Raw genomic sequence first — 15,520 nt, forward strand, 5'->3', positions numbered from 1 at the left:
CTCTAGGGGAGCAGCCGGAGTCTGCGCAGCAGCGCTAGGGGCTTGCCCCCAAGCTTGGGCACCTGAGCCAGCTCCGCGGCGCTCACCGCGCCCAGACGCAGCAGCGCGAACGCGAAAGCCAGCGCCCCCAGCGCGACGCCGCTAAGCGCGATGATCGCGGCCATGCCCCGCTCGGGCAGGGCCACAGGCAGCCGTGCAAGCAGCGGCGGAGCGCCGTGCGTCACGGCCAGCAGGCCGAGCGTCATAAAGCCGACCGCCAGCAGCGGCTTTATGACGGCGCGGCCGCCCGGGGCCGTGATGCCGGCGGCGCGCAGCGCGTGCGCGAGCGTGAGGCCGCCGGCGAGCGCGTAGGCGGCCACCGCGGCTGCCGCGGCGCCGGCGATGCCGAAGCGCGGCACAAGCAGCGCGTTCGCCGCGACCTTCACGCCGGCGGCAAGCAGCAGATACAGCGCCGGCGCACGCACGGCGCCAAGCCCTTGCAGCACGCTGCCGGCGACAATATTGATCACCGAGAACAGCGCGGTGAACGAAAGGATCGCCATCGCCGCCGTACCATCGGCGCTTTTGAAGAACATTACGTTCAGCGGCTCCGCCAGCACGGCCAGACCGAACGAGGCGGCGAGCCCGATCATCCAGGTGAACCGCAGCGATATCTCCGCCCTGCTGCGCGCTGCCGCCAGATCTCCCCGCTGTCTGGCTTCCGCCATCGCCGGCACCAGCGCCGCCGACATGGAAGACGCAATCATGGCAACCAGTTGCACCAGAGGCAGGCCGTGATGATAAAGCCCGAATTGATAAAGCGCCCCGGTTTCGTCATAGCCTGAAATTCGAAGGAGCCTGGGCAGCGTGAAGGAATCCACAAGTGTCAAAATCGGAACCGCAATGGCGCCGAGGCAGAGCGGAATCGCGTAGACCGTCAACCGTTTCATCAGCGCCCAATCCCGCTTCCATTGCCAAGCGCCGAAGAGGGAAGAACCGCCGACCGCACCCGTACTCCCCAGCGTTTCGCGATCCCTCCGCCAAAAAAACAGCATGACCGCCAAACCCGCCATCGCACCTGTCACAGAACCAAACGTGGCGCCTGCGGCAATCCATTCCGGTCCATAACCCAGATGCATGAGCACGATAAGCAGGATCAGCATCGTACCCACCCGCACCGTTTGTTCGGCAACCTGCGACCAAGCGGTCGGAACCATATTTTGAAATCCTTGATAGTAGCCGCGCAGGCAGGACATGACCGGTACGATCAACAGTGCAAACGACACGCTGCGAATCGCCTCGACGGTTTGCGAAGCACCTATCCATCGCGCGATCGTATCGGCTCCGGAATACAGCAGCAGGAAGAAACAAATTCCCGTCGCCATCAGCGCAACCAAGGCCACACGAAGCACACGGCGCGCTTCGTCGAAGCGGCGGGCGGCCGCATACTCAGATACAAATTTCGATATCACCAGCGGAAAACCGGCCGTCGCCAAAAACAAAATTAAAATATAGAGCGGATAAACCGCGTTATAAATGCCGAATACCGCATCGCCGGCCAAATTCTGAAGCGGAATTTTCTGCAGCGTTCCGATCAGCTTGGAGATGACAGCGGCCATCCCCAACAAAGCAGCGCCTTTGAGCAGCGCCGAGCCCGCGCGTCCCCCATCGGTCCGCCCCTCCGGCCCGAACGCCTTGTCCGTCTCCTTTCCTCCGATGCTCTCCCTCTCCTTCTTGCCGTACCGCACTAAAGCTTGGCTTAGCGTCCGTCTTAACGCCAACATTATACCGCACTTGCCGCCCATTTTCCAAAACCAAGCAAAAAAGCTTCCCGATATCCCTTCAAGAGGATGCCATCAGGAAGCCCTGCTTTTGCTTTCTTGCGGTTGATTTCAGCCGCACATTATTGTTCCATTTGCTTGGCGAGGAAGCCCGCAGCCGTTTCCGCCATTTTGAGCTCCATTTGGCCCATTTTCACACTTTCATCCTTGCTGACCAGAATCACCGCTCCGATCGGGTCTCCGCCCGCCACAATCGGAGCAATCACATACGAGCTGTAAGTTTCGTTTACATCCTTGGAAATTTCATATGACCCGCTGCTGCTTTCTATCGAAGCCTTACGGTTTTCCATGCATTGTTCAACGAGAGAACCGATCGGCTTGTCCAAATATTCCTTCTTGGAACCGCCGGCTACGGCAATCATGGTATCGCGGTCCGATATCATCGTAATGTGGCCTGTACTTTCATATAAGGACTCGGCATATTCTTTTGCAAAATCACCCAGTTCACCGATAGGAGAGTATTTCTTAAGAATCACTTCTCCGTCGCGGTCTACAAAGATTTCGAGAGGATCCCCTTCCCGAATCCGCAGCGTACGGCGAATCTCCTTGGGGATGACGACCCTGCCAAGATCGTCTATACGACGAACGATTCCAGTTGCTTTCATAATTCTAGATGCCTCGCTTTCCTGAGAGTTAGATACAGACTGGACTCTAATTTATGCCAATGGAGGGAATTGAACTAATCTTAGTATTCTTCGATTCCCAAGTGGTTATGCATGATACCTGGCGCTTGATCCTTGCGGTCATCGGTTCATTATGTAAGAATGTCCGCCGCTGTTTACATTATGTCCAAAAAAATGAAAACAAAACAGGGCATCCATACGGGTGCCCTGGTAAATCTTACTTGCCGTTTTCCGTCTTTGGAGCATCGGATTGAGGAGCGTCCGGTTGCGGAGCTTGCGTACCCGGCGTTTCTGCGGGCTTAGACTCTTCCGGCTTAGGCAGATTGTTCGTCTCAATAAGCCCAGGAAGCTCTTTCTCCATAAATTCATGCACCTTGTTTTGCGCCGCTTCAGAGCGTAAGTCCGGCTTTACTTCATCAAACGTTTTGGTTTTGCGGGATTCAACCTTCATGATATGGTAACCGAATGTCGTTTCTACCGGATCGCTGATCTGGCCGATCGGAAGCTCGATAGCAGCCTGTTTGAATTCAGGCACCCATTGAGAAAGAGGCATATCCGTATAGGTCCCCCCCTTATCCTTGGAGCCCGGATCTTCCGAATATTCCTTGGCCAGCGCGGCAAAGTCGCCGCCCTGCGTCAGCTTGTCCTTTACTTCTTTCGCCCGCTTTAAGGCTTCTTCCTTCGTACGGGTCTCTTTCCCCGTCGCCGGATCATTAATGCCGATGAGAATATGGCTGACCGTAGCGATATCGTAGGCGTTCTTGTCCTGCGTCAGCTTCTGGTCATAAGCCGCTTTGAGATCCGCATCCGGAATCTTGCTCTCTTCCGACACGAAAACTTGAATGCTCTGATGCACGAATTCATCCAAGTCCTTTTCCGTAATGTTGTTATCCTTCAGCAGCTTTTCCATGCCGCCTTCCTGCATGCCCATAAAGCTTTTAAGCTGTTCAAGCTGCTGCTGCGACTGCTTGTCGGCTTCCGCTTTCGCTTTGTCGTCCGCACGGGACGCCAGAATCTTGAACGCAACCAATTGATTCATCATGTCATGCTGAAACGCCGGCTCATCTTTATACTGCGCATACTGCTGGTTAAAAAGCAAATTGACGTTCATAAATGTTTCAAATTCCCCGCGTGTCACCTGGCCGCCGTCTTTGTACGTGACAAGCACTTCATCAGGATTGCCTTCCGGCGCCGCGGTGGAGCCGCCCTCGTCTTTCTTTCCGCATCCTGCCGTTACACCAATAATCAATATGAGTGCGAAAAGAGCCAAAAGCCCTTTTTGCAACGGGTTCCCTTTATTTTGCCACATTCTGCAGCTCTCCCTTCGATTTCAAAACACGCTTGTATTGTACCAGAAACCTTTCCAGCAAATCGATGGATTCTTCTGGTTTTAACCCTTTGCCCTTCAGCTCGATAATGATTTGCTGCCCGCCGATCAGTTTGATCCGATTCTCGAATTCGCCTGACAATTGGTGCAGCTTCTGCCCGTCCAAATTGTCGTTTTGTCCAGGGTGAATCCGAAGCTCGTAATCCAAACCTTTCTGCGAGATCGTTTCGATCCCATACATCGCGCCGTAGACCTTCAGGCGGGCCGCCTTGAGCAGATTGACCACCGCCTGCGGCAAATCGCCGAACCGGTCCACGAGTTCATCCTCCAGCTCCATCGCTTCATCCAAGGTTTGCACAGCCGCCACTTTTTTGTAAATTTCAATTTTCTGCACGCTGTCATAAATGTAATCGCCGGGAATATAGGCATCCAACTGAATATCAAGCTGCGTTGACCAAACCTTTTCTTCGGGCGTCGTTTCGCCGCCCATTTCCTTCTTCCGCTTATTAATTTCTTCTCCTAGCATCTGGGAATACAGGTCGAATCCAACCGATGCGATAAAGCCGTGCTGTTCGGCACCGAGCAAATTACCGGCGCCGCGAATGGAAAGATCTCTCATGGCAATTTTAAACCCGGAACCCAGCTCCGTAAACTCCTTGATGGCTTGAAGACGTTTTTCCGCTACCTCCGTCAGCACTTTGTCCCGCTGATAAGTAAAATAGGCGTAGGCGATCCGGTTGGAACGTCCGACCCGACCGCGCAGCTGGTACAGCTGCGAAAGCCCCATCTTATCGGCATCATGGACAATGAGCGTGTTCACGTTTGGAATGTCGACTCCGGTTTCAATGATGCTCGTGCTGACAAGAACGTCATATTCTCCGTCAAGAAAATCCAGGATGGTCTTCTCCAGCTCCTGCTCCGACATTTGGCCGTGAGCTACGGTCACCCGCGCATCGGGAACGAGCATCGAGATTTGTTCAGCCATTTGGGTAATTCCCTGTACACGGTTGTACAAATAGTATACCTGGCCTTCACGGGCAAGCTCCCGCTCGATCGCCTCACGTACCAAAGAAGCGCTGTACTCTACGACGTAGGTCTGTACCGGGAAACGGTTCTCCGGGGGCGTCTCAATGACCGACAAGTCCCTTACCCCAAGCATCGACATATGGAGCGTGCGCGGGATCGGCGTCGCTGTCAAGGTCAGCACGTCCACGTTCGTTTTGAGCCGCTTCAGCTTTTCCTTGTGCGAAACACCGAAGCGCTGCTCCTCGTCGACGATAAGCAGACCCAAATCTTTGAATTGGATATCCTTGGACAGCAGCCTGTGGGTGCCGATCACGATGTCCACGGTACCGTTCTTTATGCCCTTCATCGTCTCCGTTTGTTCCTTCTTGGAACGGAATCTGCTCAATACGTGAATGTTAAACGGATAACCCGAGAAGCGTTCCCTGAACGTCTCGTAATGCTGCTGGGCCAGAATGGTCGTCGGTACCAGAACCGCTACTTGCTTCCCGTCGATCGCCGCTTTGAACGCTGCGCGGATCGCCACCTCCGTCTTGCCGTAGCCAACGTCGCCGCACAGCAGCCGATCCATCGGCCGGGGCTTCTCCATATCCCTCTTGATCTCCTCAATGGCACGGAGCTGGTCTGCTGTTTCCTCGTACGGGAACATCCCTTCGAACTCCTGCTGATAGGCGCTGTCTTTGGAGAATGCGTATCCGGGAGTCGCCTGGCGTTCGGCATAAAGCTTGATCAGATCGTCCGCAATATCCTGCACGGATGCCCTTGCCTTGCTCTTGACCCGGTTCCAGTCGGTCCCGCCCAGCTTATACACTTTCGGCTCTTTGCCTTCCTCGGCGCCTACGTACTTCTGGACATGGTCGATTTGATCAATCGGTACCGACAGCTTGTCGCCGCCGGCATACATAATGTGCAGATAATCTTTATGAATCCCGCCAACCTCAAGCGTTCCGATGCCTACGAATTTCCCGATCCCGTGGTTGACATGGACGACATAATCCCCCACCTTAAGCTCCTGGTAGCTTTTGATGCGTTCGGCGTTCTCAATCTTTTTGTCTACCTTGCGGGCCTTGCGCTGCTTTTGGGTGAACATTTCGGCTTCGGTAATAACGACAAGATGAATGCTGGGCAGCTCAAAACCGGTCTGCAGGCTGCCGTCCACAATCTGCGGCTCTTCAATGTGATAATCGGCCAGCACCCGCTTGATTCGCTCAATCCGTTCAGCCCCGCTGGCCACCATCATCACCTGGGCGCCGGATTTTTTCCAGCGTTCCATTTCGCTTTTGAGCAGATTCATCTGGCCGTGGAAGTTTTGCATCAACCGGCACATGAAATTGACGATATTCTGCGGCGTCACCTGCTGTACCTGACGTAGGAACAGCGACATGTACAGCGTTGGATAGGCTTTGCGAAGAAGCAGCGTCTCATAAGGCTTGGACAAGGCCAGCGCCGGGATGCATTCGCCGTCCTGCAGCGACGAGGTCGTCCATTCGGCCTCATCCTTCTCAAGCTGCTTTGCCGTCTCCAGCAGCCTCGAGGGTTCGTCTACAATGATAATCGAATCCTTCGGCATGTAATCCAGCAGCGTTTGCCGTTCCGGAAACAGGAGGGAGACATATTTGAATATCCCTTGAAAGTGCTGTCCTTCCCGAAGCAGCTCGATTTCGTGTCCCATGCCTTCAAGCAGCTTGTCTTTGGCGGCCCGGTCCGTCATTTTGCCGATCTGCTCCTGAAGCAGCTCGTAGGCATGCTGCGCCGCTGATTGTAACCGGTTACGATCGGCCACGATCTCGCGGCAGGGCAGAATGGTCAGTTCGTTCACTTTATCGATGGACCTCTGGTCTCCCGCATCGAACGAACGAATGGAGTCGACTTCAATATCGAACAGCTCGATCCGATACGGATGAGGCGATGTGAGGGGATACAAATCGAGAATTCCCCCGCGAACGCTCATCTCTCCCTTGTTTTCAACCCGCTCCACCCGTTCATATCCCAGCTCGACCATGCGGCTTACCAGCTGGTCCAGCTCCACGGTCTGCCCTACTTCAATGCGGAACTGAGCCTGAACGATGGAATCCCGGCTTGGAAGCAGCCTACGCATCCCCGCATAAGGCACTACGACGATGCCGCGGAAATCTCCAGCCAGACGGGACAGCGCATCCACTCGCTGTGCCAGCATCTCGGGGCTCGCGATTGCCGCCTCAGCGGCAAGCAACTCCTGGGCAGGGAACAAAAGCACCCGGTCCCCAGGCAGCAGTTCGGCTAAATCCTCGTACATTTTTTGTGCAGAAAACATATTGTGCGTCACGACAAATAAAGGCCGCTCCAGCTCCTCATAAAGCGAAGCGAGCATAACCTGACGCGAGGAACCAGTTAATCCGGCGATTAACTGCTCCCTCATCCCCGTGCGAATGCCGGCAACCACGGATTGAAAATCAAGATCCGCGGCGAACGCCCGAATTAAAGCCTGCAAAACAGGACACCCCTCTCAACCGCGTAACACTAAAAAGCCTATAGCGCACTCGCTTTAGGCCCGATTCATGTACATCATGCCGGACAGCCGGACGCGAATAGCCCCTACTGCAGAGGATTCGCGAGGAGCGAGAGCTCCGGATTGGCCTCCAGCGCTTCTTTGCAATAATCGCAAACCACCTTGACGGTGACATCCCCATTTGGGTTATACGATATTATATCTCTCCGCTCTTCAGGGGTCAAGAAATGAAAGCCCAACTGATACTCGCTCACTTCTTCCTGACGAATCTCCCCGATGGATGTTTGGCAATGACGGCATATGTATTTCACGGTCATGCGGCCTTCCTCCTCTCCGCTTTGCCGGGCAAAGCGCTTCTTTACGGACAACGGTCACCGGTACAATCGGCAATCCGCTGACATCATACTTAGTATGACCAAGAATGGAGGATTTTAGCCTGGGGTCGCTGGAGCTTGAATGCTTAACAACCTAACCGTTAAATTTCGCCATCGTCTTCTCGAATGTATGCTCCAATACATATTCCATGGCCTCGCAGGTTCTATCCAGCACCTGAGGCATGCTTTGCCATTCTTCTTTGCTAAAAGGACTTAATACGTAATCGGCAATATCCCGGCCGGGTGCCGGACGTGAAATGCCCATTCGGATTCGATTGAATTTCTGGGAGCCCAGATGCTGTATGATGGATTTGATTCCGTTGTGGCCCCCTGCACTGCCTTGATACCTCAAACGGATACTCCCGTACGGCGTATCCAAATCGTCATATACCACAATCAGGTCGTCCGGGGACGCCTTGTAGAAATCCATAAATGCCCGCACGGACTCTCCCGACAGATTCATATACGTCTGCGGTTTAAGGAGAACGACCTTCTCCCCGGCCACCATTCCTTCTCCCATCAGGCCCTTGCATTTGTTCTGCGAGATTTGGATTCCGTGCTTGTCGGCGAATCGGTCCAGCGCCATAAAGCCGATGTTGTGCCGCGTCATTTCGTATTGCCGCCCCGGATTGCCGAGGCCTACGAACCATTTCAAGCCAACTGCTCCTTTCAAAACCATCCATGTAACCCCTACGAGTTAATCATACCCGAAAAAGCGCCCCAAGCCAACTTTCACATGACCCCGTTCATCAACCTTTTCCCCGAATCGGTAGAAGCTCCTATCATTCGAGCATAATGGAAAAGCGTGTCGATCGACTCGCCCATCAACACGCTTCCTCTAAAAAACATACGGACCGTACGTCCGAACGTTCAACATTATACCGTTTTCTCGGCTTCCTTTTCTTCTTTCTCGAAAGCTCCCTCGACCTTGGCTGCAGGCTCGTCGGCGGCCGGCTCCTCCTCGGCTTCCTTCTGAGGCAGAAGAATCGTTGCAAGCACATCGTTCTCATCGGTTTTTACTTCGACGTCGGCAGGCAGTTTTAACTGGGACACGAGGATATTCTCGCCAACGTCCAAACCGGATATATCTACTTCTACTTCACTCGGGATATGCTGCGGCAAGCAGCGGATCTCAATCTCATGATGCTGGATTTGCAGAATACCGCCGGCCTTGACGCCAACCGGGTCTCCGATAAATTCAAGGCGGACCGTCGTGGTGACGGGCTCGTCCATATTGATTTGATGGAAATCGACATGCAGCGGCTGACGGGTGAACACATCGCGCTGCACTTCATTGATCATCACCGGCTGTCTGCCGAATCCCGGAACATCCATCTCGATAATGCCGTTCGGATTCGTTTTCAACAGGGTAAACAGTTCTTTTTGATCGATGGCGATCGGCGTTTGCGTCACTTTTTTTCCGTAAACGATACCGGGTACTTTTCCTTGCGCACGCAGCCGGTTGAGATCACCCTTCGTTCGGCCTGTACGAGCTTCCGCTTTCAATGTTGCTGCCATAGTTAAACCTCCTTCAATCTGGGCAAACCCAAGCTTCTACTAATTTACCCATTTGAAGGAGGTTCGAAACATAGAAAGGGAAATACGTCCTGCCGATGAAGTTCGATTACGGACGGTTCTTCTTCAGCTGCTCTTTCTTGGCCGCAAATTTGGCGTGAAGCTTCTCGGCGTAACCCGGCTTGTTTACCTGCCGTTCTCTGGCAATGGCAAGATCCCCCGCTTCGACATCATCGGTGATGGTCGAGCCTGCAACGACGTAAGCGCCTTTGCCGATTTTGACCGGAGCCACAAGATTGACGTTGCTGCCGATAAAGGCGTCGTCCTCCACCTCGGTCAGCTGTTTGTTATAGCCGTCATAGTTTACGGTAATCGCGCCGCAGCCAAAGTTCACATTCCGTCCAATCACCGCGTCCCCGACGTAACTCAAATGAGATACCTTGACTCCGTCAGCCAGTCTGGCATTCTTAATCTCAACAAAGTCCCCGATTTTCACGTCTTCGCCCAAATTCGAACCCGGTCGTAAGTAAGCGTAAGGCCCGACGGTCGTTCCGGCGCCGATCACCGCTTCCTGCAGCACCGAATGCTTGACCGTGATGCCGTTGGCGAGGGTGCTGTCTGTGATATCGGCCTGAGGCCCAATGACACAGTCCTCTCCGATCACTGTTTTGCCCCTAAGGATCGTACCCGGTAAAATGACGGTGTCCGCACCGATTTGCACATCCGCTTCGATATACGTATTCGAAGGGTCAATGATCGTAACCCCTCCGAGCATATGGCGCCGGTTAATGATCTGACGCATGTCCGCTTCCGCCTGCGACAGAGCCAGCCGATCGTTGACACCGATGGACTCCCGGATATCCTTCATCACGCAGCCTTCGATTTTTTCACCACGACTGACCAGAATACTGATCACATCGGTGAGATAGTATTCGTTCTGGGCATTGTCATTCTTAACTGAGGCGAGAGCGTCGAACAGTTTCCGGTTATCGAAGCAATAGGTGCCTGTGTTGATTTCCTTAACCCTGCGCTGCTCGTCATTGCAATCCTTCTCTTCGACAATTCCGCTGACATGCCCCTGTGCATCCCGAATGATTCGGCCGTATCCGCGAGGCTCGTCGATCACCGCTGTCAAAATGGTAGCGGCCGTCCCCTTCTCCTGATGAGTCCGAATCATGTCCTGCAGCGTTTCTGCAGAAACCAGCGGCGTATCTCCACAGATGACGATGGTGAGCCCGTCTTCACCCTCAAGCAGCGGTTTGGCCTGCAGGACGGCGTGACCTGTTCCGAGCTGCTTCTCTTGCAATGCATATTCCACGCGATTCCCCAAATACGCTTGAACCGCTTCGGCGCCGTGGCCTACGACGACTACCGTACGCGAAGTATTTATATGTTCCAGTGTGGTGACCACATGACCGACCATAGGCTTTCCGCACACCGGGTGCAGCACTTTATATAGCTTTGATTTCATCCTCTTGCCCTGCCCTGCGGCGAGCACGACTCCCATGATGTTCAAGCTTTCCATCCCCTTCGTTCAAGTTAATCATTCTATGTTAGTATACGGGTCGGGGTCTTCAAAATGCAATCTCCGTACACCCGTTTCATGAGGAAAAAGAAAAAAGAGCCCACAGGCTCTTTAAGAACATCGGTTTATGCCCCTTCTTCAATTACTTCTTCATCCGCTGCGGCCCGTTCATATTCTGTCAGTACCGCCGATTGAATCTTCTCACGAGTGGAAGAGGAAATCGGATGCGCGATATCCCTGAATTCCCCATCCGGCGTCCTCTTGCTCGGCATAGCTACGAACATGCCGTTGTTACCGTCAATCACACGAATGTCATGAACTACAAATTCGTTATCGATGGTAATGGAAGCAATGGCTTTCATTCTGCCCTCGGAGTTTACCCGACGAAGTCTGACGTCAGTTATTTGCACCTCTAGTTCACCACCTTTTTCCATCTTGTTGACTTGAGGTATAAATTCCACATTTTAGGGCAAATTCCTGCTTTCCATTCAAAATTTTTCCGCTTTTTTATAAATAATTTGTCTTTTTAAAATTATTCGACATTTAACGCTGCAATAAGCTCGATTTCGACAAAAACATCCTTCGGAAGCCGCGCCACTTCTACCGTCGAGCGAGCCGGCTTATGGTCTCCGAAATACGAAGCGTAGATTTCATTGATCTGGGCAAATTGATTCATATCTTTGATGAAAACGGTTGCCTTCACGACATCCCGGAAAGTCGCTCCGGCTGCCGCAAGCACTGCGCTTAAATTGCGGAATACTTGATGGGTCTGCTCTTCTACGCCTCCGGGGACCAATTGGCCGTCCGATCCGAGCGGAATCTGGCCTGAAGTAAATAGAAGCGATCCGACCCGAACCGCTTGCGAGTAAGGACCGATAGCGGCTGGCGCCTGGTCTGTTGAAATGATACTTATGTTCGTCATTGATTGATCACTCCTCATCAAAGGTATCGCCTTCACGAAAATAGTTGCCCGGCTCGACTGTGATTTGTTTTGTCTTCGGATCTACCGCGGACAGCTTGGCCAAAGAAACGTAATCTTCCACCAGATGCTCCTCCACTTCACCCGACTCTACAAAAACGCCCACGCCCTTCACCGTAGCTTTAAACTCCTGCAGCAGATCCATCATACCGTGAATCGTACCGCCGACCCTCATGAAGTCATCGATTATTAATACTTTGGATTCTTCCTTGAGCGCTCGCCGCGATAAGGACATCGTTTGAATCCGCTTGTTCGACCCCGAGACATAGTTGATGCTTACGGCTGAACCCTCGGTTACTTTATTGTCCCGGCGTACGATGACGACCGGCAAATTTAAATATGTGGCCGTCGAGTAAGCCAATGGAATACCCTTGGTTTCCACAGTCATGACCACGTCGATGTCTTTGCCCGCAAAAACGGATGCGAACATTTTGCCCACTTCGTTCAAGACCATCGGCTGTCCCATGATGTCGGACATGTATAAATATCCGCCTGGCAGTATTCTCTCCGGCTGCTCAAGCTGTCTGCACAGCTGGTTGATAAACTGCAGGGAATGGTCTCTTGATACTTTCGGGATGAACTTGACACCCCCTGCCGCGCCTGCAAGCGTCTGCAGTTCCCCAAGACCTTCTTCTTCAAACACTTCCTTAATGATGGCCAAGTCTTCGCTAATAGAAGATTTGGCGGAGTTGTAGCGGTCAGCGAAAGTCGTCAAAGGAATCAACGTATGGGGGCGAATTAGCAAGTATTGGGTCATTTCCACCAATCTTGCGCTTCTTTTCATTTTTTTCACTGGTGCACCCCCTAATTTACGACGCATGTTATAATAAAATCCGAATAATATAATGAAAATATAACATTTTTATACGTATTTATACAAGCACATCGCGAAAAATATAATGACACCAAAGTGACATTATCATCTTGTTCAAGTCAGCAGTCTTACAGCATAAACATCTTTGCAAAAGCCTCTTAGCCCGTTATAAATGCGAGGAACCTTGGCTTCTTTCGAAACCAGTCCAAAAACGGTAGGACCGCTCCCCGACATCAATACGCCGTCAGCCCCCAGTTTAGCCATTACTTCTTTCAGCTGCCGCACCTCCGGGTAAAGCTCCAGCGTAATTTCCTCCAGCACATTGCCGAGCTCCCCGCACAGCTGTTCGAACCGCTTCTCCCGGATCGCCTCAAGCACTCCCGCAGTGGAAGGATGCTTCCGGATGGCGCCGACCTGCAGCTTGCCGTATATTTCCGATGTAGACACGTTGATCGGGGGCTTAGCCAGAATAACCCAACACTGCGGGGGTGATTCGATCGGCTCCAGCTTTTCGCCGCGTCCCCGTGCAATCGCTGTTCCTCCGGTTACACAGAATGGCACATCCGAACCGAGCTCTTCCCCGAGCTTCTGCAGTTCTTTCATCCCTATGCCAAGCCTCCACAACCGATTCAGCCCACGCAAGGTAGCCGCGGCATCGCTGCTCCCGCCGGCAAGTCCCGCAGCTACCGGGATTTTCTTATCCAAATGAATATATACTCCTTGCTTAACGTCATATCGCTCTTTGATCAGACGAGCGGCTTGAAAAGCGAGATTTTTTTCATCCAGCGGTATGTACCCGGCTTGACTCGATATGATGATCGTGTCGCGCGGCAGCTCCTGCATTTCGATCCGGTCCGCCAGATCGACCATGGTCATAACCATCTCCACTTCATGATAGCCATCTTCACGCTTATATAATACATCCAGGGACAAATTGATTTTTGCCGGGGCTTTCTCGAATACCTTCATAGGACACCTTCTTTACAACTGTCTGTCTATACGGGCTTACCGTTCTTCTCCTAATACTATACCAAAAACGGCACAAAAAAAAGCTAAAGCGGCCTCTTGGCTGCTCTAGCTTTCTTTAATGGTGCAATTACGGCCTGGAGTACGGGGAATACACCGGCGTCTGTACAGTTGGCTGCACGCCGCCGTACCTTGGCGCTAGGGATTCCTGAAACGGCGACGCTATCGCCCCCTGCGCGGGAATCGTACCTTGTCCGGGAGCCATCCCTACGTTTCCAACCGGGATCGGGTTCTGCTTTTGCAACGTTCCCTCCGCAATTTGGATTGCCCGCTTTACCATATTGCCCGCATCCTTCGTTCTTATGCCGCCCCAGCCTTCTCGCTGTACGGTTTCGTAGAAGCCGAGATCTTTGGCAAGTTCATATTTGAAAGCATCGGACATAACCCCTCTGCGATTTCTGCGCCCCATAACCTTACCTCCTTCGCTGTTGATTTGAAGTTAGTAAAAGCTAGTATGCGCCGATTCCAGGAAATCATGCAACTTTATCGACGGCAGCACCGTCTTATGAAGTACACAAGCAAAAACGGCTGACCGCTCGAGCAAGCCAACCGTTTATGTATTATTGTTGTATTGTAATCCGCACTTCTCCGTCATCGCCTTGCACTGTCACTTCAACCGATTCCGTCAAAATGTCTGCGTAGCTGTAAGAAACGCGCTTGAAGGTCTGGTGTTCCTGATCCAGCTTCACAATAAATACGGAAGGATAGGTTTCCTCCAATACACCGGATCTTTCGATGGTCTTGCGGCGACCGCCATTTGCTTTTAACATGATCTTTTGTCCGACATGAGGTTCCAAACTGCGTTTGATATCCAACAGCGTATTTTTAGCCATTGATCACTACCACCTCTTTCCTATTTAATTATAACGCAACAAAGGTAGTATGTCAATTTAAGCTGAATATTATATCAGCCATACAAACGTGTTGTCAATGACTTTTTTTCCTTGGTTTCTGCAGAAAAACATAAATCACCTTTACTTTCATTCACAGAATTGTCAAAAATTATTCTGGATGGATTGGAGAATTGAAAAAGAAAAAAAGCACCTTTCGGCGCTTAAGTCTGATTTGCGTGTTGAATTTTGGGCACGCCCCGGCGATAGCTGCCTCGTGATTCTATGCCGCCGAGCCCCTCCAAACCACTGTGTGTGAGCCCAATGACATCTACGATATTCACCGTATCGCGAATGGGCGTAAAAGCCACTTTAGCCGCGATGCACAACGGGTCAAGAGCATGAATCAGCACACGGGCGGGGGAACTGGCATAATTGGCTCCGGCTTGCAGCAGCGCTTCAAAATGGGATTGGCACGCACCGGCGATAATCGTCAATGCGTCACGGTTTTTTTCATATTGCCTTGCTGCGTGCACCGCATTCACGAAATTATGCGAATTTTTGTAACTGCTAAGCGAGGTAATGTCCCCTCTACTCCGGTGCTTCAGAAGGCCGTCATGTCCGGTCACCACTACAATATCGGGCTGGATTTGGGGCAGCAGGCGGTAGAGCGCATCAGCCATATGGGCTTCCGTCACATAGAATCCTTCGGCCGGTACCCGGAGCTCTCCGTATAAGACCATGCATTTGCGCAGATAAACTGGATCGCCATCCAGATGCAGCACTTTACCCGGCACGTCAAAATAAGTCGGACGTGACTTGGGCGCCGCACCCGGAGCTGTGCTGCTATCCCCCGCGTTCGGGCTTGCTTGAGATTGCGATGCATTCGTGCGCCTCATGGCATCCAACCATTTCGGACGGATCAAACCCAAATATTGAAAAGGATCGAGCTGAGGCATGGGTTCCAAATCCGGAAGCGGAGCATCGGCCAAAAGCCGCAGCTCTACTCCGCGGAGCACCGCCTGCTGCTGCCTGATTTCTTGGATTTTGAAAACTATGTCACCGCCATACGACTTACGAGTGACGAGGTCTCCCTGTTTCATGGCTGCATCGCCTCCTCGTCTATCGTATGGCGAATATAGGCAAATGGTGCAGGTGAATTGCCTATAACCCCTA

At 52.5% G+C, this 15,520-nt stretch carries 14 protein-coding genes and 1 pseudogene; all 15 read right to left on the reverse strand.

Annotated elements, in window-relative coordinates:
- Positions 1-2: 2 nt before the first annotated feature.
- The 15 genes and pseudogenes from BLT35_RS22505 to yabG all read right to left on the reverse strand — a co-directional run bounded on the left by BLT35_RS22505 (position 3) and on the right by yabG (position 15,447).
- A complete protein-coding gene (locus BLT35_RS22505; RefSeq protein WP_254777641.1) occupies positions 3-1,784 on the reverse strand; it encodes a putative polysaccharide biosynthesis protein in 1,782 nt (593 codons plus the stop codon).
- Positions 1,785-1,882: 98 nt separating this feature from the next.
- A complete protein-coding gene (gene spoVT / locus BLT35_RS22510) occupies positions 1,883-2,425 on the reverse strand; it encodes a stage V sporulation protein T (protein ID WP_054819640.1) in 543 nt (180 codons plus the stop codon).
- A gap of 235 nt (positions 2,426-2,660) precedes the next feature.
- Positions 2,661-3,752 (reverse strand): peptidylprolyl isomerase, encoded by a 1,092-nt coding sequence (locus tag BLT35_RS22515; protein ID WP_062410337.1) that lies wholly within the window; start codon positions 3,750-3,752, stop codon positions 2,661-2,663.
- Complete coding sequence (mfd, locus tag BLT35_RS22520; protein ID WP_062410336.1) at positions 3,739-7,263, reverse strand: transcription-repair coupling factor; 3,525 nt, start codon at positions 7,261-7,263, stop codon at positions 3,739-3,741. The genes BLT35_RS22515 and mfd overlap by 14 nt, the downstream gene beginning before the upstream one ends.
- Positions 7,264-7,367: 104 nt before the next feature.
- Positions 7,368-7,598 carry an anti-sigma-F factor Fin gene (fin, locus tag BLT35_RS22525; protein WP_062410335.1) on the reverse strand — a complete coding sequence of 77 codons (231 nt, stop codon included), beginning with the start codon at positions 7,596-7,598 and terminating at the stop codon, positions 7,368-7,370.
- Between the two features lie 151 nt (positions 7,599-7,749).
- Entirely contained in the window at positions 7,750-8,310 is a 561-nt protein-coding gene (gene pth / locus BLT35_RS22530; RefSeq protein ID WP_054819644.1) for an aminoacyl-tRNA hydrolase, read from the reverse strand.
- Between the two features lie 221 nt (positions 8,311-8,531).
- On the reverse strand, positions 8,532-9,173 hold the full coding sequence (locus BLT35_RS22535; protein WP_062410334.1) for a 50S ribosomal protein L25: 642 nt from the start codon (positions 9,171-9,173) through the stop codon (positions 8,532-8,534).
- 106 nt (positions 9,174-9,279) lie between these two features.
- Positions 9,280-10,686, reverse strand: coding sequence for a bifunctional UDP-N-acetylglucosamine diphosphorylase/glucosamine-1-phosphate N-acetyltransferase GlmU (gene glmU / locus BLT35_RS22540; protein WP_074729811.1), 1,407 nt, complete (start codon positions 10,684-10,686; stop codon positions 9,280-9,282).
- A gap of 134 nt (positions 10,687-10,820) precedes the next feature.
- Positions 10,821-11,105 (reverse strand): septation regulator SpoVG, encoded by a 285-nt coding sequence (gene spoVG, locus BLT35_RS22545; RefSeq protein ID WP_054819642.1) that lies wholly within the window; start codon positions 11,103-11,105, stop codon positions 10,821-10,823.
- 122 nt (positions 11,106-11,227) lie between these two features.
- Positions 11,228-11,617 carry a RidA family protein gene (locus BLT35_RS22550; RefSeq protein WP_054819637.1) on the reverse strand — a complete coding sequence of 130 codons (390 nt, stop codon included), beginning with the start codon at positions 11,615-11,617 and terminating at the stop codon, positions 11,228-11,230.
- A 7-nt stretch (positions 11,618-11,624) separates the two neighbouring features.
- Complete coding sequence (gene purR / locus BLT35_RS22555; RefSeq protein ID WP_062410332.1) at positions 11,625-12,467, reverse strand: pur operon repressor; 843 nt, start codon at positions 12,465-12,467, stop codon at positions 11,625-11,627.
- Between the two features lie 135 nt (positions 12,468-12,602).
- Positions 12,603-13,457, reverse strand: coding sequence for a 4-(cytidine 5'-diphospho)-2-C-methyl-D-erythritol kinase (gene ispE / locus BLT35_RS22560; protein WP_062410331.1), 855 nt, complete (start codon positions 13,455-13,457; stop codon positions 12,603-12,605).
- A 286-nt stretch (positions 13,458-13,743) separates the two neighbouring features.
- Positions 13,744-13,923, reverse strand: a pseudogene (locus tag BLT35_RS27665) (small, acid-soluble spore protein, alpha/beta type); the annotation flags it as partial.
- Between the two features lie 151 nt (positions 13,924-14,074).
- Positions 14,075-14,347, reverse strand: a complete 273-nt coding sequence (veg, locus tag BLT35_RS22570; protein WP_054819635.1) for a biofilm formation stimulator Veg — start codon at positions 14,345-14,347, stop codon at positions 14,075-14,077.
- 221 nt (positions 14,348-14,568) lie between these two features.
- A complete protein-coding gene (gene yabG / locus BLT35_RS22575) occupies positions 14,569-15,447 on the reverse strand; it encodes a sporulation peptidase YabG (RefSeq protein WP_062410330.1) in 879 nt (292 codons plus the stop codon).
- Between the last annotated feature and the right edge of the window lie 73 nt (positions 15,448-15,520).

This window comes from Paenibacillus naphthalenovorans (assembly GCF_900099895.1).
Taxonomy (GTDB): domain Bacteria; phylum Bacillota; class Bacilli; order Paenibacillales; family NBRC-103111; genus Paenibacillus_G; species Paenibacillus_G naphthalenovorans.